The organism is Leptospira chreensis (assembly GCF_016919165.1).
Classification (GTDB): Bacteria; Spirochaetota; Leptospiria; order Leptospirales; family Leptospiraceae; genus Leptospira_A; species Leptospira_A chreensis.
In genome coordinates this window covers 68,953-84,204 of sequence record NZ_JAFFPS010000010.1, presented here as the reverse complement: position 1 = coordinate 84,204, position 15,252 = coordinate 68,953, and the positions used below count along the sequence as shown (strand labels likewise).

At 41.6% G+C, this 15,252-nt stretch carries 16 protein-coding genes and 2 tRNA genes; 12 read left to right on the top strand and 6 right to left on the bottom strand.

Annotated elements, in window-relative coordinates; all coding sequences use genetic code 11:
* The 3 genes from JWG41_RS03415 (at position 1) to JWG41_RS03405 (ending at position 3,522) form a co-directional block, all read left to right on the top strand.
* Complete coding sequence (locus tag JWG41_RS03415) at positions 1 to 987, top strand: hypothetical protein (RefSeq protein ID WP_205268550.1); 987 nt, start codon at positions 1 to 3, stop codon at positions 985 to 987.
* On the top strand, positions 984 to 2,009 hold the full coding sequence (gene fliM, locus JWG41_RS03410; protein ID WP_002974265.1) for a flagellar motor switch protein FliM: 1,026 nt from the start codon (positions 984 to 986) through the stop codon (positions 2,007 to 2,009). The genes JWG41_RS03415 and fliM overlap by 4 nt, the downstream gene beginning before the upstream one ends.
* A gap of 67 nt (positions 2,010 to 2,076) precedes the next feature.
* Positions 2,077 to 3,522, top strand: coding sequence for an alkaline phosphatase family protein (locus JWG41_RS03405; RefSeq protein ID WP_232373647.1), 1,446 nt, complete (start codon positions 2,077 to 2,079; stop codon positions 3,520 to 3,522).
* Between the two features lie 37 nt (positions 3,523 to 3,559).
* Here the strand turns inward: JWG41_RS03405 and JWG41_RS03400 are convergent, their stop codons facing one another.
* Positions 3,560 to 4,228: a type 1 glutamine amidotransferase domain-containing protein gene (locus tag JWG41_RS03400; protein WP_205268549.1), complete on the bottom strand. Its 669-nt coding sequence runs from the start codon at positions 4,226 to 4,228 to the stop codon at positions 3,560 to 3,562.
* A gap of 127 nt (positions 4,229 to 4,355) precedes the next feature.
* Here JWG41_RS03400 and JWG41_RS03395 point away from each other — a divergent pair, with 127 nt between their 5' ends.
* Complete coding sequence (locus JWG41_RS03395; RefSeq protein WP_205268548.1) at positions 4,356 to 5,240, top strand: LysR family transcriptional regulator; 885 nt, start codon at positions 4,356 to 4,358, stop codon at positions 5,238 to 5,240.
* Positions 5,241 to 5,243: 3 nt separating this feature from the next.
* On the opposite strand, the gene JWG41_RS03390 is transcribed toward JWG41_RS03395, so the two are convergent.
* From JWG41_RS03390 to queF, 3 genes are read right to left on the bottom strand one after another with little or no spacing between them, the layout of a single operon-like run.
* On the bottom strand, positions 5,244 to 5,462 hold the full coding sequence (locus JWG41_RS03390; RefSeq protein ID WP_205268547.1) for a ferredoxin: 219 nt from the start codon (positions 5,460 to 5,462) through the stop codon (positions 5,244 to 5,246).
* Positions 5,459 to 5,713 carry a SemiSWEET transporter gene (locus JWG41_RS03385; protein ID WP_205268546.1) on the bottom strand — a complete coding sequence of 85 codons (255 nt, stop codon included), beginning with the start codon at positions 5,711 to 5,713 and terminating at the stop codon, positions 5,459 to 5,461. The genes JWG41_RS03390 and JWG41_RS03385 overlap by 4 nt, the downstream gene beginning before the upstream one ends.
* Positions 5,714 to 6,115, bottom strand: a complete 402-nt coding sequence (gene queF / locus JWG41_RS03380; protein ID WP_205268545.1) for a preQ(1) synthase — start codon at positions 6,113 to 6,115, stop codon at positions 5,714 to 5,716. It abuts the gene before it with no gap.
* A gap of 42 nt (positions 6,116 to 6,157) precedes the next feature.
* On the opposite strand from queF, the gene guaA reads away from it, so the two are divergent.
* Complete coding sequence (gene guaA, locus JWG41_RS03375; RefSeq protein WP_205268544.1) at positions 6,158 to 7,957, top strand: glutamine-hydrolyzing GMP synthase; 1,800 nt, start codon at positions 6,158 to 6,160, stop codon at positions 7,955 to 7,957.
* Positions 7,958 to 7,987: 30 nt separating this feature from the next.
* On the opposite strand, the gene JWG41_RS03370 is transcribed toward guaA, so the two are convergent.
* Positions 7,988 to 8,401 carry an LIMLP_04285 family protein gene (locus JWG41_RS03370; RefSeq protein WP_205268543.1) on the bottom strand — a complete coding sequence of 138 codons (414 nt, stop codon included), beginning with the start codon at positions 8,399 to 8,401 and terminating at the stop codon, positions 7,988 to 7,990.
* 132 nt (positions 8,402 to 8,533) lie between these two features.
* Between JWG41_RS03370 and JWG41_RS03365 the strand changes: the two genes are divergently transcribed.
* Together JWG41_RS03365 and JWG41_RS03360 are read left to right on the top strand one after the other, a co-directional pair.
* Positions 8,534 to 8,604, top strand: a tRNA-Cys gene (locus tag JWG41_RS03365).
* Positions 8,605 to 8,619: 15 nt separating this feature from the next.
* Positions 8,620 to 8,703, top strand: a tRNA-Leu gene (locus JWG41_RS03360).
* 310 nt (positions 8,704 to 9,013) lie between these two features.
* Here the strand turns inward: JWG41_RS03360 and JWG41_RS03355 are convergent.
* Entirely contained in the window at positions 9,014 to 10,894 is a 1,881-nt protein-coding gene (locus tag JWG41_RS03355; RefSeq protein WP_205268542.1) for an O-antigen ligase family protein, read from the bottom strand.
* A gap of 30 nt (positions 10,895 to 10,924) precedes the next feature.
* Between JWG41_RS03355 and JWG41_RS03350 the strand changes: the two genes are divergently transcribed.
* From JWG41_RS03350 to JWG41_RS03330, 5 genes are read left to right on the top strand one after another with little or no spacing between them, the layout of a single operon-like run.
* Positions 10,925 to 11,746, top strand: coding sequence for a glycosyltransferase family 2 protein (locus JWG41_RS03350; RefSeq protein WP_205268541.1), 822 nt, complete (start codon positions 10,925 to 10,927; stop codon positions 11,744 to 11,746).
* Positions 11,733 to 12,506, top strand: a complete 774-nt coding sequence (locus JWG41_RS03345) for an LBBP_01157 family protein (RefSeq protein ID WP_205268540.1) — start codon at positions 11,733 to 11,735, stop codon at positions 12,504 to 12,506. Before JWG41_RS03350 ends, JWG41_RS03345 begins: the two co-directional genes overlap by 14 nt.
* Positions 12,496 to 13,083, top strand: a complete 588-nt coding sequence (locus JWG41_RS03340; protein WP_205268539.1) for a D-sedoheptulose 7-phosphate isomerase — start codon at positions 12,496 to 12,498, stop codon at positions 13,081 to 13,083. Before JWG41_RS03345 ends, JWG41_RS03340 begins: the two co-directional genes overlap by 11 nt.
* Positions 13,070 to 13,825 carry an ATP-binding cassette domain-containing protein gene (locus JWG41_RS03335; RefSeq protein ID WP_205268538.1) on the top strand — a complete coding sequence of 252 codons (756 nt, stop codon included), beginning with the start codon at positions 13,070 to 13,072 and terminating at the stop codon, positions 13,823 to 13,825. The genes JWG41_RS03340 and JWG41_RS03335 overlap by 14 nt, the downstream gene beginning before the upstream one ends.
* Positions 13,785 to 15,248, top strand: a complete 1,464-nt coding sequence (locus JWG41_RS03330) for an FHA domain-containing protein (RefSeq protein ID WP_205268537.1) — start codon at positions 13,785 to 13,787, stop codon at positions 15,246 to 15,248. Before JWG41_RS03335 ends, JWG41_RS03330 begins: the two co-directional genes overlap by 41 nt.
* Positions 15,249 to 15,252: the final 4 nt, after the last annotated feature.

The following is a 15,252-nucleotide window of genomic DNA, read 5'->3' as shown; positions in this document are numbered from 1 at the left end:
ATGCGGTCTCTCCGAACTTGTATCATATTTGGAATTCTTTTGGTGGATTCTCTATTCGCATTTCCTGACCGGGATGCTCGGGGAGAACGAATTGATAACTTTGTCTCTTTACAGTCAAAAATCAGTTTGTCTTTAACGAAACGGAATTACCAGTCAGGGGAAAGAGTTCCCTTAACTTTTACTGTCACCAATACCGGTAAGGAAGTGGTTCGCATCTTTCCTTCCTTTGATTATCGTTATTCTTTCCAAATCATTGTGAAAGACGAAAATGATCGTATCCTCACTCCTATAGAAGATCCAGAATTTCCAGATCCCATCCTGAAACGCAGGACCACCATCGTGAATTTAGTGGGAGATGAAAACAAAGAAGTAAGCCTTCACCGCAACGAATCGTTTTCCAAAACCATCTATCTGGATGAACATTATAGCTTTTTAGCAGATCAAAAATTCTATGTGACTGGGTATTTTTATCCCAATTACACAGAGGACAAATCTGCCTTTCTTCGTTCCCAGAATACCTTAGGTTTTTTATTCCAGAATCCCAAAGCCGAAAGAAAGGAAACTGTCACTCGCCAAATTACTGAAAACGGTGGCCTCTCTCCCGAAGAGACCATCTTCCTTTTCCTAGGTGCCGAGATGAAAAAACATTGGGAATACCACTTTAAGTGGATCGATTTTTCGGAATATATTTTAGCCTATGATCGTTACAGTAGCGCCTATACCGAAGCTGGTGTAGGGGAGCGGGAAACCATCATCGAGGATTTCAAAGAGTATTTGACGGAGACACCCTCTGGTGTTTTAAAATACTTTAAGGTCATGAATGTGGACTATCCCTCCAAACGGGATGCAAGAGTCCAGGTCTATGTAGAAAGAATGATGGGTCGGTTCAAAACAAGGTACGAATATATATACACCTTGCGACAAGAAGAAGGAAGCCGAGTTGGATTTTGGCAGATTAAAAACTTACTCGTAAAGGTAAAAAAATGACGGAAATCCTTTCCCAAGACGAAATTGATGCCCTGTTAAACGCCATCTCCTCTGGGGAAGTCTCTGAGGATGAATACTCATCGGTTGGGGAACAAAAGAAAGTCAAAATCTACGACTTCAAACGTCCGGATAAATTTTCAAAAGACCAAATCCGCACGCTTCAAATGATGCATGAGACCTTTGCCCGTTTGGCAACTACGGGTCTCTCGGCACAGCTTCGCGCCCTGGTTGTAGTGCATGTGGCATCGGTAGACCAGTTGACCTATGAAGAATTCATTCGTTCCATTCCCAATCCCACAACCCTTGCCGTAATCAATATGGATCCTCTTCGCGGGTCTGCGATTCTAGAAATTGACCCTTCCATTTCCTTTACGATCATTGATCGTCTGTTTGGTGGTAAGGGAGAGTCTTCTAAGGTCAACCGAGAACTTTCAGATATCGAGCTTTCGGTAATGGAAGGGATTATTGTAAGGATTCTAGGGAACTTACGTGAATCTTGGTCCACGGTAATTGACTTACGTCCAAGACTTGGAAACATTGAAACGAACCCACAATTCGCACAAGTCGTTCCTCCCAATGACATGGTGGTATTAATTACTCTCGAAACCAAAGTGGGAGAAGTGGAAGGGATGACAAACCTTTGTATTCCCTACATCACCATTGAACCAATTATCAATAAACTTTCTGCTCAGTATTGGTATTCCTCGATTCGTAAAGGGGAAGTGGACGAAAACCGTGCTGTCATCCAAGAACGACTCGACCAAGTCAAAATCCCTCTGATTTCGGAAGTGGGAAGTGTGGACATCTCTCTCAATGATCTCATGAATTTACATGTTGGCGATGTGATCAAACTAGAAAACACTCCGATCAAAACTGACCTTATGGTAAAGGTGGGAGACCGTAGTAAGTTTAAGGCCACACCGGGAAGAGTGGGAAACCGTCTCGCCATCCAAATTGGTGATAGTATCGAGGACATTCCAGACGAACTCCTTGGCTCCACTCGTTCGGAACAAGAATACTAATCTTTTTCGCTAAACAGTCTTTATGCGAAGAAGGAATTCATTGATTGATACATTCTCCTCTTGGGGAATGTTCTCCCATTTTCGATTGCCTTTTTGGATTTTGGTTCTTGTATTTTTTTGCCTATCACTAGAAGCAAATCCCAAAGGGAAATCCGAGAGCCGAAAATCAAAACCTTCTAAGATTCGCCAAACTATTGTTTTATCTATTGATGGATTCCCTGCTTACTACTGGTCCGATCCTAAATACCATTCCTATTTTCCGCATTTGAGCAAACTCTTTGAGAAGTATGGTGTAAATGAGATTGCCACGGTCAATCCTTCTGTAACTTATCCGGCTCATACCTCTATGGTAACAGGTTTGGATCCGGCCGAACATGGAATTTACAACAATACGCTTTCTGACCCTTTTGAGAAAAACGATGGGGGATGGATGTGGTATGCCGAAGACATCAAAGTTCCCACCCTTTGGGATTTGGCAAAAGCAAATCGGAAAACTACGGCTAATATTTTCTGGCCCGTGACTGTGGGGGCAAGTATTGATTGGAATCTCCCTCAGTATTGGAGAAAAAAAATCCCAGAAGATGACAAACTCTTGCGAGTTCTTTCCACAAAGGATTTACATAAGGAAGCAGAACTTGCCGTAGGATCTCCGTTAAATGATGTTGCCAAAGATGAAATCAAATTAAAAACAGCGACCTGGCTTTTTCAAAATAAAAAACCGGATCTTATGTTTGTATACACTACAGATTTGGATACAAACCACCACGGATTTGGTCCCGGTTCCGAAAAAGCTTTGCAGCGATTGGTGGAGATAGACAAAGCCATTTTCGAATTTTTACAATCGGTAGGGGCCTTTTCTCCAAAAGGGCCAACTCTTGTGATTGTTTCCGATCACGGTTTCCATTCGGCAGACTCTGTTTGTGCACCCAATGTGATTTTAAGACAAAAAGGTTATATCAGCGATGAAGCGGGAACTTACCGATTAACCTTTAAAAGTTCAGGGGGCACGGCCATCCTTTTGCCTGGTGCTAATTCCAATGTTTCGGAGGAGGAGATCCAATCGATCGTTTCTGAGATTCAAAATTCCTGCCCTGGGGCTGAATGGGTTTCGGCATCCAGCAAATTGTTAGGTGAAGAGGGACGTCCTTTAGAGATTGCTAAGATTCCTTCAGAAAGGATTCCAACCGTTTTGCCTGGATATGCAAACGCTTTGCATATCCATTGGATTCAGTCCCAAATCCATCCCCAAGCCTTGGGACTCCTTCGAACCTCTCAGTCCATGTTCTTTAGTGGGACAAGAAAGGGAGAGGTGTTTACTAAATCACAAACCCCGATTCACGGGCATGGGTATTGGAATGCAAACCCGGAAATGAAAACCATTGGTTTGGTATATGATCCGCGAGGGAAGGAACATTCCTTCCAATCCGTCAAAGATGTATTTGGAATCGTGAAAGACCTTTTGGGGCTCAAAGAAAAGAAAACCAAAGGGCCTCGTGTTTCCACAAAGCCCTGATAGCAAATGGTAGCGATTCTTTAGAAACCGGTTCTGATTATTTTTTTAATAAACTAAGAATGGCTTCTCCTACTGCCTTTGCTGACTGCGGATTTTGTCCCGTCACCAGTCGTTCATTGACTTCTACATGAGTATTCCAAGGTGCTGATTTCGAATACTTTCCCCCTGCGGCAATCAATTGGTTTTCCAAAAGAAAGGGAACCACTCCCTCTAGTTTGACAATCGCCTCTTCCTCATTGGAAAATCCATTCACTCGTTTTCCGGCAATGAGTTTCGTTCCATTGGATAGTTTTACATTCACAAGAGCCGAAGGGCCGTGACATACCGCTCCCACAATCCCACCTGATTCGTAGATGGTTTTAGTCAGCTCTTGTAACTCGGCATTGTCTGGAAAGTCCCACATCGTTCCATGTCCTCCTGCAAAGTAGATCGCCGAATAATCACTTGGGTTGATCTCTTTTGGTGATTGGGTATGGATGCGTTTTTCTTTGTAAGTGGGGTGGTTCCAAAATTCCATGTTCGTTGGATCTTCCAAATCAAATCCATCGACTGGTGGCTCGCCCCCCTTAGGACTCATGAAATCCATCTCCACACCGGCATCGTGAAACACCTTCCAGGGATGAGAGACCTCTCCCAAATGGTAACCGGTGGAACCTGCATTTCCTTTTTCTCCATGGCTTGTTAAAACAAATAATACCTTTTTCATTGAATCCTCTTCTTTAAAAATCTTTCTTAGAGATGATTTCCAACTCTAATCATTTTTTAGACAAGAGAAAGTTATTATTAGAAATATGATGGTGTTCATTCCTTGGTATTAAAAATATTATATCAAAATGAATCCCATCGAACTCTACCAAAGCTTCTATTGTATTTACAGAGAGAAAAACCTAACCAAGGCGGGAAAAATCCTCGGTCTATCGCAGCCCGCACTCAGTTTGCATTTACAGTCTTTGGAGCGTCACAGGAAAGAGGTTCTTTTCCTTCGGACATCCCGGGATTTGATTCCGACAGATGCCGCCAAACGGTTGTATGTTCAGATTGCAGGCCCCATGGAAGAATTAGAGCGAATGGAAGGCCAAATCCATCCGCAAGTGAAATCAAAACGCCTACGGATTGGTTCTGCGAAGGAGTGGTTTCAGGAAAAAATTTTACCAGATTTCACGAAGTCGGGAGAAAGTTTTCATGTGCAGTATGGGTATCCTGCGGATCTTCTGGAAGCATTGTCAAACAAGGAAATTGATCTTATGGTCGCCAATCAAAAGTTAAATGTTCCAGGCATTAGTTATGAAGACTTGTTTGTTGAAACCTTCGTTTTTGTGGCTTCCCTTAGACTCAGCCGCGATTCTCATTTTCCCTTTCTTGGAAATGCCAAACCAAAACCGGAGATTCTTAAAGAATGGATGGAAGCACAACACTGGTTTGTTTATAGCGAAGACTTTGCCATTGTCAGACGATTTTGGAAGGTAAATTTTGAATCTCGCCCCAAACTGAAAAATTACACAGTCCTTCCGAACCTTCATGATATCAGAACGGCATTGGAGTTGGGGCAGGGAGTATCAGTTCTTCCTACTTATTTACTGGGGAAAAAATCACCCTTATATACAAATGAAAGGGAATGTCGGAGTTTCCAAAACCAACTGTATTTGGCTTATCGAGTGGGGGAGAGATTGTCTTTGGAAAATCATATCCAAAGACTTGTGGACGGCGTAAAAACTTAAGAGTTAGTGTTTTTTCCAGTGAATGCATTCGCCTGGGCATTCATCCATTTCCTTTTGCACTTTTTTCTCGTCTTCCTCTGGGATGACCGCATCGTTGATGGAAGCTCCTGCAATATGAGTTTGAGAAACATCGTCCTCATCCATCATAAAATACTTTGGCATATTATCTGCACATTGGTTACAAGAAGTACAATTGTCTTTGTCTACATAAGCTTTTCTCATGTTTTCTCCTCTTTTAGTTTATAAAATAGAATGATCGATACGAAAAAAATGGTAACGATGTTTGCGAGGATGATGGGAAAATCCGATCGTAATACCCCATAAACAAACCACAAGAGTACACCCAAAAAAAACATAATGTACATATTGCGACTGATGTCCCGGGTTTGTTTGGTCATGACCACTCGTAAGACTTGTGGAAGAAAGGAAACTGTCGTTAAAAAAGCAGCAATGTAGCCAATCAGGTTTTCCATTTAGGCCTTAAACTCTCGCCTAACTATGGTTTTTACCCCACCCCGAACATTGTAGTCACCCACCACTTTCACATAGATCGGATTTACGGCTGCCACAAAGTCTTCTAGGATTTTGTTCACTACGTTTTCATGAAAAATCCCTATATTTCGGTAGGACATCATGTATTCTTTCAGGGATTTGAGTTCGACACAGCGATCCCGGGGGATGTATTCGATAAAAATGGATCCAAAGTCGGGAAGGCCAGTTTTTGGGCAAACGGCGGTGAATTCCGGGATGGTGAATTCGATATTGTATTCTTTTCCAGCGTAGACATTGGCAAACCATTCGATTTCCGGGGTTTTCCAGGACGGGATATGGTCTTGTTTGTCCTCGTAAGAAGATTCTGATTTTTTTTCCGACATTTGTTTACCCCGACAATTGCAAAATTATTTTGGAATCATCCCATGAAAAGTGATAAAAAAATTGCAGTCGTCGATTTCGGCGGTCAATACGCTCACCTCATCGCTTCCCGAATTCGAAGGCTTGGAGCCTATACGGAAATCCTTTCCAATGAAGAACCATTGTCTGTTTACGAGTCCTATGCGGGAATCATCTTGTCGGGAGGCCCAAGCAGTGTGTATGAAAAAGGGGCTCCACTCTTGCCAGAAGGTTTTTTTAAAACTTCCGTTCCGATTCTAGGAATCTGCTATGGCCACCAGCTTTTAATGAAAGCTCTAGGTGGAGAGGTAGTCTCTTCCAATTCGAAAGAATATGGTCCGGCCATTCTAGAGATTCAAAATTCCAATTCTTTACTTTCTAAATCACTATCTTCTAAAACAAAAGTTTGGATGAGTCATGGGGATGAAGTGGTCCGAATGCCTGAGGGATTTCAAGTGGTGGCATCTTCGGATAATTGTCATTATGCGTTTGTTTCTAATGAATCTAAAAAACAATTTGGAATCCAATTCCATCCCGAAGTCACTCATTCCGAAGAAGGCGAAGTTCTACTGAAGAATTTTGTGGATCTTTGTGATGCTGGATCGAGCTGGAGCATCTCACAATTCCTCGAAGAACAAATTACGGAATTACAAAAGAAAGTCCCTGTTGGCAAAAATGTATTTTTACTCGTATCCGGTGGTGTAGATTCTTCTGTTGCTTATTTACTTCTAGCAAAAGCTCTTGGGAAAGACCGGGTGAAAGGCCTTCTGGTTGATACGGGGTTTATGCGTAAAAATGAAGTAAAGGATCTAATGGATAATCTCCATCAAGTCGGTTTTGATCTCACCATTTGGGATGAAAGTGAAATCTTTTACAAACACCTCGAATCAGAATTTGAACCAGAAAAAAAACGACGCATTGTCGGAGATCTATTTTTAGAGGCACAAGGCAAAGCCACAAACTCTCTTGGATTGGATTCCGAGCATTGGCTTCTTGGCCAAGGAACCATTTACCCAGACACTATCGAATCTGGGGGAACCAAACATTCTCATAAAATCAAAACCCATCACAACCGAGTTCCTCAAATTGAAAAACTCATCCAAGAAGGAAAGATCGTGGAACCGATTGCAGACTTGTATAAGGATGAGGTGAGAGAACTGGGGCGCCTTCTCGGCCTACCGGAACGTTGGATTGAAAGGCATCCCTTTCCAGGACCTGGACTTGTGGTGCGAATGATTGCAAGCCCAGAAACCCATCCCCCTAAGATCGATTTTTCAGATTTGGGTCTTGGGGTAAAGAAGGCGGAAGTCAAAATTCTACCCATTCTCTCTGTTGGAGTACAAGGGGACCAAAGGAGTTATGCCCACTGTGCCGTGTTAAATGATTTTACCACTGATTGGAATGAATTGGATAAGTGTGCTGTGGACATTACCAACTTCAAAAAAGAGATCAACCGGGTGGTTTTTGCCCCAGGGATCTCTACTTTTTCTGGTTCTTTTCATTATACCAAACTTACATTAGACAAAGCCCATTCGGATATTTTGCGGGATGCGGATTCAATAGTGAACCGAATCCTTTACGATGAATCGATTCATACTTCTATTTGGCAAATGCCTGTGGTTTTGGTTCCCGTAGGATTACGTGAAAATTCTTATGGAGTGGTATTAAGACCTGTGGAATCCACGGAAGCAATGACTGCTAATTTTTATGAGATGGACCGGAATATCTTGGAACGAATCACCAAAGAGTTGTTAGCATTGCCACAAATCTCTTTGGTTTTGTATGACCTCACTCACAAACCACCGGGAACAATTGAATGGGAATGATCCGTTTTGATTTTTAACTGGTTGAACTAATTAAGGAAGTATCAACCAAAGGAGAGCCATTCCGCCCATCGCGAGCTCAGGGAGTTTTCTTTTAAAAAAACTTTGGTTCTCTGGATTTTCTTTTGTTTCCTCAGGCTTAGCTTCTTGAGGATTTGTTTCTTCTTTTGTATTTTTTGCGGCAAATAGGGAGCCAAAAAATCCAGGTTTTGTTTCCTCCTTAGGAGCTTCCCAAACAACGGGGAGAGAAACCACATCCACTGCATTCTTTTTAAACGCTTGTTTGGTGCCATCCTTAGATTCTACCAAAACATAATTGGCAGTAGGAGAGGAAGTTTTTACGTTTTCCAACACCTCTTTGGTTGCTTTTACAGTTACAGTGTCAGCATACGAAACTTGAGATAGAATCATTAAAATGGATACGGATAATATGGTCTTTACGTTCATATTTACAGCGCATCCTCTTAGAAAGCTTAGGCAATTTGATTTTCCTCTGAAATGTTACAATCTGATGAAAAGTGAAAACAGTTTCCATTTGACACGAAGCCTTCCTATTTTAGCCTATCCAAAGTCACGCTTGGCGTCGTGGCCAAGTGGTAAGGCATGGCTCTGCAAAAGCTTGACCGCCGGTTCGAATCCGGCCGACGCCTAGTCAAGCATCATTCGCCTGGATGGTGGAATTGGTAGACACACAGGACTTAAAATCCTGTGGGAGTAATCCCGTGCGGGTTCGATTCCCGCTCCAGGTATAATCGAACGATTGCGAGTCAAAAAAAAAAGTAGCGACCGATAGGGAGCGTACACGTTAAGGCAGGATGCCTGAGGTGACGAGTAGGACGGGCTGAGAACGAAAGGCCAGGATGGCCGAAGATCGAAGCGATTTCCGCGGACTTTCTAACCACATAAAACCTGAATTAACATCTCTTAACTCTTATCCTAGCGACCCCGCGTAACCTCTCAATAAACAAAACCAAAATCTCTTCTCTTAGCGATTCCCGCTCATCGACATCTAAGATTTTATTATGCCTTTAGTGTCCTAACCAATGCCCTTTCTTTCTCTCACTGACAATTTCCTGAAATCTCAATCACGGGAAGAAATGATCTCTCCCCCTTCCAGGAATACAAAAATCCAAAATCAATGAACTCTACATCGGAACCTATAAAGTCTTTGGGGTTTACTTGGATCGTTACTAACTTTCCTGGATTTCGGATGGTTTCCTTTTTCACAATTCTTTCTGGCTGCACTCGGTATTCTTTGTCTTGATCAAAGCTTTCTCGTTTTCTTGTCTCAAGAACTAAAGAGTCAGGGAATTCTCCCTCGGGTATTTCTTCCCAATGGATTTGGAACTGAATTGGTTTTTCTCGCACTTGGGCCTTGGTATCAAAATTTAGATCGTGATCCAAACAACCGGAAAGTTTGAAATACATTTCCTTAGTTCCTAAAGGAAGGACAACTGGGCCTTTGGCATTGATGGTGGACTGACCGAGAGGTGCAGGGAAGTTGTGTTCTGTGCGAACTCTGTGAATGAATAAATCTTTTGCCGAAGTTTTTGTTAAGTAAAGAGCACCCAGACTCGAAAGGAAAATCCAAAAGAGTAAGAGTCTATACACTTTGTTTAAATTCTTTTTCGTTGCTGTTTTGTTTAATGTGTCACTTGGGAGTTTAGTTTTCGGCAGTAGGCATAAAATTCCAAGAAAAGGAAAAAGAACTTCATCATCTAACAAAAAACATTGGAAACTACCAGCAAAAACAATCGCAAAAAAACCTAAATAGAAAAGGGTATATCTCGGAACTTGTAATATATTTTTTGTGACCAAGTATAAAAAACTAAAAAAAGAAAATATACCGAAAACCCCTCCCAAAATCCAGAAATGCAGAAAATCAAAATGGGCATGAGATTTGGGTGTGATGGATAAATCATAATACAATTCGGGAAGTTCTCGAACGAGGGGAATCGCCTTTAGAATGAATTCCCCAGGATAATTGCCACTTCCAATCCCGAATAAAAATGAATCCTTAAGAATGGCAAAATTCATTTTATGAATCCAGACTCTTTGGTTCTCTAACGATCGTTTAGCGAATAAATCATCAATGGCTCTTTGGAATAACCAATTGTTTTGGTAGAGTAGAAAAAAAAGTAAAATGAATCCAAGGAGGCCAAACCCCATCCATGGAAGGTATTTTTTAATAGAAAATTTTTTTTGGAGAGAAAGAAGAAGAATACCAAACAATAACCCAAACCAAATCGACCGGCTTTGGTTGAGAAAGAGAAGTACAAACCCAAAAAAAGACAAACCAAGAAGGGAGGCAAAATGGATTTTATATTGGGATTCCCTTCGAACCAATCGTTGCATCCGAAAGGTTCTCTCCCAGAGAGAAGGCAAATACAGGGCAAGCAAACCCCCATAGGTTAGGTGGGTACTCTGAAATCCAATAGGTAAATGGAGGGGAATTCCCATAAGACTTGCTAACTGGTGGGGAAGGCGGCGACCTTCTACATACTGGAATCCATCCATCACAAAGGGAGCTAATCGATAAGGAGAAAGAAGGGAAAAAATCCCGCAGATGATGAGAAAAACGGCTCCGATGCTAACCGCTCGTTTTATTGATTTTTTTTCGGTCCTCGAGAGGCGGAATTGGTGTAAGAGTAAAAACCCCATCCATACATCTCCAAATTCCGATTTCAAAAGGATAGGTTTCCAGTGTTCTATATCCCAAGTGAAAAGGGGGGTGAGTAAAAAACTCAAATAGAGAAAAATCCAAAAAAGAAACGGAGATTCGAGTTTGGGAAACTTTCTTTGAAAGATCTGGTCCAAAAACAAAAAGAAAAGAGAGGTCCCCGCAAAAATTTGGCAAAGACTGATGGAAAACGGAGAGAGGACAAAGAAGAGGTATAGAAAAACAACGGAAATCTTATGAAATGTTTCTTTCCCAATCATATTTGGTTCTAAGAATAGGTTTTAACTCCTATGGAAGGCAAGAGAAAAAGAAAATTGTCGGTGGCCATCATCACCTTCAATGAAGAAAAGAATATCGGAGACTGCATCCGCTCCGTCGAATCGGTAGCAGACGAAATCATTGTTTTAGATTCTCTAAGCCAAGACCGCACGAAAGAAATTGCGACGTCTTTTCCCCAAGTAAAATTTTATGAATCTCCATTTCCCGGTCATGTGGAACAAAAGAACAAAGCCATTGGTTTTTGTTCGAATGATTGGATCTTGTCCCTTGATGCTGATGAAAGGGCCGATACAACTCTCCTCCATTCCATCGAATCTTTTTTAGAATCGGACTCGGTTTCGGCTGATGGGTTTAAAATTGCCAGGTTAACCTTTCATTTGGGTCGGTGGATTCGTTATAGTGGTTGGTATCCTCTTCGTAGGTTTCGGTTATTTCAGAAACATGCTGCAACCTGGGTGGGCGAAAACCCACACGATTATATTGAATTAAAACCGGGGTCTGTGGGCCGTGTGATGAAAGGGGATATCCTACATTATAGTTTTACAGATTTTAGCCACCAAATCACTACCATCAATCAGTTCTCCAGTATTGTTGCATATACCCGTTATGCGAAAGGAGAAAGGTTCTCACTTGCCAAAACCATATTCAAACCTTTTGGAAAGTTTTTAGAAATTTATATTTTCAAATTTGGATTTTTGGATGGAATCCCTGGACTTTGGATTGCCATTGCTTCCGCATTTTCTACCTTTCTTAAATTTGCAAAATTGTATGAACTGGGTCGTAAACAGATAGAACGACCGTCCAATATAAGAAAAGAGTATGGCAAAAACTAAAAAAAAGTCCCAAGGGAGTTGGTTTGATCGTATCTTATCTTTTTTTGGATCCAAAAGGAAAACAAAGGATGAGGATCTGGGAAAACGAAAGAAGGAACCAAAATCCTTTGCTATGGAATGGGCGCAAGGCCTTGAAAATTGGAAAAAGAAACTTCGCACGAAACAAATGGCCACAGGGGTGGTTTTAGAAACACCTAAGTTTCGCTTAACAAAAACAAACGATAAATTGTTTCGAGCCGAAGGAACCAACTATTCCGTGATTTTAGCTACAGGAAATCATCTTTATAAAAATAAAGAAGAGAAATGGACAGGTGTTTTATTTGTGGATGAAGGGGACTTAAACAAAAACCTATCCAAGGATCTTTCCCATTTGGATGGATTACTTGAGGCCCTTTCTGTTCCTAAGTCTGATTTATTTTTGGATGCAGATTCCCCGAAAGAAGATTGGCGGGTGGTTCTCACTTGGGAGCGGTTTTGGAAAGAACAATTGGTTTTACAAATGAAACCAAATTCCATGGCTCTTGTTCTCCTTGCCATCGGAGAAGAATGTCGGATGTTTTTTGAATCAGTTGCCACAGAAAGACAGAAACGACTCGTTCGGGACGAACTATTTTATTTGAATTTGGGAAATGCAGCCGAGAACAATCCCTATTCCAAAGCCAAAAACTTATTCGGATTTGGGACAGCCCTTCTCGAATTTGGAAATACGATTAACCATATCAAAGAAAAACGGGAAAAGGAAGAAAACCATGGATCATAAATCACTCATCCAAACACATATCGAAGATTCAATTGCCGTAAAACAACAGTTATTACCAGTTCTTTTGCCATCGATTGAATCGGCAGGAAAGGTCCTTGTTGAATCCTTAAAACAAAATGGGTTATTGTACTTTTGTGGAAATGGTGGGTCAAGTTGTGATGCATCCCATATTGCCGCAGAACTTGTGGTGCGATATAAATCAGGGAATGAAAGAAAAGCGATTCCGGCTCTCGCTCTCAATAGTGACCAGGCGGTTCTCACTGCTTGTTCCAATGATTATGGTTATGAATATGTTTTTCAAAGACAAGTCCAAGCCTTTGGAAAACCAACGGATGTATTTGTTGGTCTAACCACTTCAGGAAATTCGCAAAACATCATTTTGGCGGTAGAAGAGGCGAGAAAAATTGGAATGAAGGTTGTCCTCTTTCTCGGTGGGGATGGGGGAAAACTAAAAGGCAAAGGGGATGTGGAAATCATTGTCCCTTCCAAAATCACCGCCCGGATCCAAGAGTGTCATATCCTCATTGGTCATATCCTTTGTAGTATCATTGAAAAGGAATTGTTTGGCCTCGACTGATTGCAACGTAGTCCAAATCGAAAATGCCACCATCGAAACAAAGGGGGGGCAAAAGATTTGGAAGGGAATCTCTTTAGAGATTCAGAAGGGAATTGTCCACGGAATCATAGGGGAATCGGGATCTGGTAAGTCCACACTTGGTTTTTCCTTGTTTGGAATGGTTCCTACAGGCTGTCATTTGTCTTATACAACCTTTACTGTGCTAGGCGAAGATGTTCTAGACAAAAATTTGGGTTCGAAATTATTTATGGTGCCTCAAAATCCAAATAGTGCTTTCCATCCCTTCCGAACCATTGAAGCCCAGACCAAAGATTTTTTTAAACTATCGGGATTGAACTCCGTATCCTTCGAATCTTTGTTTTTGATTTGGGACCAGTTGTCCATTCCCAGAAGCCACTGGAAACAATATGCGAGAACCCTCTCTGGGGGTGAGAAACAAAGAATCCTACTTTCCTTTGCTTTTTTACGAACTCCGGAAATTTTAATTCTGGATGAACCGACTACGGGACTCGATGCCTTTTCTGAAAAAATTGTCTTAGAAACCGTGCAAAACCTTGCAAAAACAGGGATGTCAGTTGTTTTTATTACACACGAGCTTCGGATCGTCGAAAGTCTGGCCTCCCAAGTTACGATAATGAAAGAAGGGGAAGTCGTAGAAACCATTCCGGTTCTAAACCACAACCTGGAGCCAAAAACAGAATATGGAAAACAACTTAAGGAAGCTTCTCTCCTCTTTTTATAAAGGAACTTTCCTCTTCCTGATTCTTATGCCAGGTTTTCTTTTGGCAAACCCGGGATTCAAACTTAGGTCCGTAGACATTCGCTCTTATCCGGAAGTCAAAATCCGATTCCATTCCAATGCACCCATAGATCCCAAAGGATTTGTTCTTTCCGAAGAATTGGATTCTGTCGCAAGACTTACAGAATCCTTTCAGTTCGAGCGAACCGAATCCAAAAATCCCATCCACTTATACATATCCATTCCGAGTTATACAAATGCAGAAGACAGAAGGTGGATCATCCAGTTGGCAAACCAATTGGTAAAGACCTCCGAACAAAGCGGCGGAACTTCTAAATTACAAATCCAATCCGATGCGAACAAACATTCCTTCGAACGAATCCGCTCTCAAGTCCTAGATATATCATTTCCTTTTCCGAAAGAACCAGCCCCCATTTATCCCATCCGTAATTGGGAGAATTTCCTGGATGGGATTCCCAAAAATCAATCGGCCGAAGATCATATTCTAGTCCTTGTAAGTTTTGCTCCAGAATGGCAGGACCGTTTTGAAATTCCGGAACTGGCAAAACGAATTCGGGATAAGAACCTACAATTGATTGTCCTTGCCCCCAGTTCTTTGGAAGCTACGAAACTTGCCAGTTATGCGAACGGAAAACATTACCCCGTTTCCAAATCGGATAGTTATTCCGATTTATTTTCGTATCTCCGTGCACTTGGCGAGGAAGACTATGAACTGATTTATATTTCTCCATGGAAACTATCCCGGTGGAAAACCAATTTTATTTCCGCAGGATTTGTTTCCGTAGATCAGGGCATTCGGTTTGCCTTCCAGTATGAACTTTCTTTTTTCCGAACCTTATACTTACAATTATCAGATCCATTATTCTTTTTTCCTGTGAGTTTGTTTCTCATCTTTCTTTGTTTGGCTGCTTTGTATTATTTGCGTGGGTATGAAGAAACAAATCAAAGTTTGGTGCCTGTCACTAATCTTGAACCAGAATATTCGGAACGGAAAGAAGAACTCCAAGTTTATGACAGGATGTATGGAGAGACGATGGAGAAGGCAGCCCGTGATCGGGAGATTGCCTTGGCCATTGCAGAAAAAGCCTCACCGACAGGAACATCGTATTCTTATGCCGTCCTTATGTTTCGAGATGGGAACCAGAACCCAGACCAATTTCCGCTACAGTTTGATGAAGTGACGATTGGTAGTTGGGAATCAAACCATCTTGTCCTGTATGATCCGAATGTCGCAGGCCTTCACGCAAAGATAAAAAATAAAAAGGGAAAGTATATATTGTTTGATTGTGTATCCGAAACAGGGGTATACTTAAACGGTAAAAAATTACTTCGCCCCAAAGTTCTCCATAACTTGGACGAAATCCAAATAGGAAAAACAATTTTGTCGTTTCGAGGAAGGTCGTAGGATA

What these genes read in the sequence shown, in the direction of transcription:
- JWG41_RS03355 (WP_205268542.1), bottom strand. Translation starts at nt 10,894, where the DNA reads ATGATTGGGAAAGAAACATTTCATAAGATTTCCGTTGTTTTTCTATAC.
- fliM (WP_002974265.1), top strand. Translation starts at nt 984, where the DNA reads ATGACGGAAATCCTTTCCCAAGACGAAATTGATGCCCTGTTAAACGCC.
- JWG41_RS03385 (WP_205268546.1), bottom strand. Translation starts at nt 5,713, where the DNA reads ATGGAAAACCTGATTGGCTACATTGCTGCTTTTTTAACGACAGTTTCC.
- JWG41_RS03330 (WP_205268537.1), top strand. Translation starts at nt 13,785, where the DNA reads ATGGAAAACAACTTAAGGAAGCTTCTCTCCTCTTTTTATAAAGGAACT.
- JWG41_RS03395 (WP_205268548.1), top strand. Translation starts at nt 4,356, where the DNA reads ATGAATCCCATCGAACTCTACCAAAGCTTCTATTGTATTTACAGAGAG.
- JWG41_RS03405 (WP_232373647.1), top strand. Translation starts at nt 2,077, where the DNA reads ATGTTCTCCCATTTTCGATTGCCTTTTTGGATTTTGGTTCTTGTATTT.
- JWG41_RS03345 (WP_205268540.1), top strand. Translation starts at nt 11,733, where the DNA reads ATGGCAAAAACTAAAAAAAAGTCCCAAGGGAGTTGGTTTGATCGTATC.
- JWG41_RS03340 (WP_205268539.1), top strand. Translation starts at nt 12,496, where the DNA reads ATGGATCATAAATCACTCATCCAAACACATATCGAAGATTCAATTGCC.
- JWG41_RS03415 (WP_205268550.1), top strand. Translation starts at nt 1, where the DNA reads ATGCGGTCTCTCCGAACTTGTATCATATTTGGAATTCTTTTGGTGGAT.
- guaA (WP_205268544.1), top strand. Translation starts at nt 6,158, where the DNA reads ATGAAAAGTGATAAAAAAATTGCAGTCGTCGATTTCGGCGGTCAATAC.
- queF (WP_205268545.1), bottom strand. Translation starts at nt 6,115, where the DNA reads ATGTCGGAAAAAAAATCAGAATCTTCTTACGAGGACAAACAAGACCAT.
- JWG41_RS03350 (WP_205268541.1), top strand. Translation starts at nt 10,925, where the DNA reads ATGGAAGGCAAGAGAAAAAGAAAATTGTCGGTGGCCATCATCACCTTC.
- JWG41_RS03400 (WP_205268549.1), bottom strand. Translation starts at nt 4,228, where the DNA reads ATGAAAAAGGTATTATTTGTTTTAACAAGCCATGGAGAAAAAGGAAAT.
- JWG41_RS03390 (WP_205268547.1), bottom strand. Translation starts at nt 5,462, where the DNA reads ATGAGAAAAGCTTATGTAGACAAAGACAATTGTACTTCTTGTAACCAA.
- JWG41_RS03370 (WP_205268543.1), bottom strand. Translation starts at nt 8,401, where the DNA reads ATGAACGTAAAGACCATATTATCCGTATCCATTTTAATGATTCTATCT.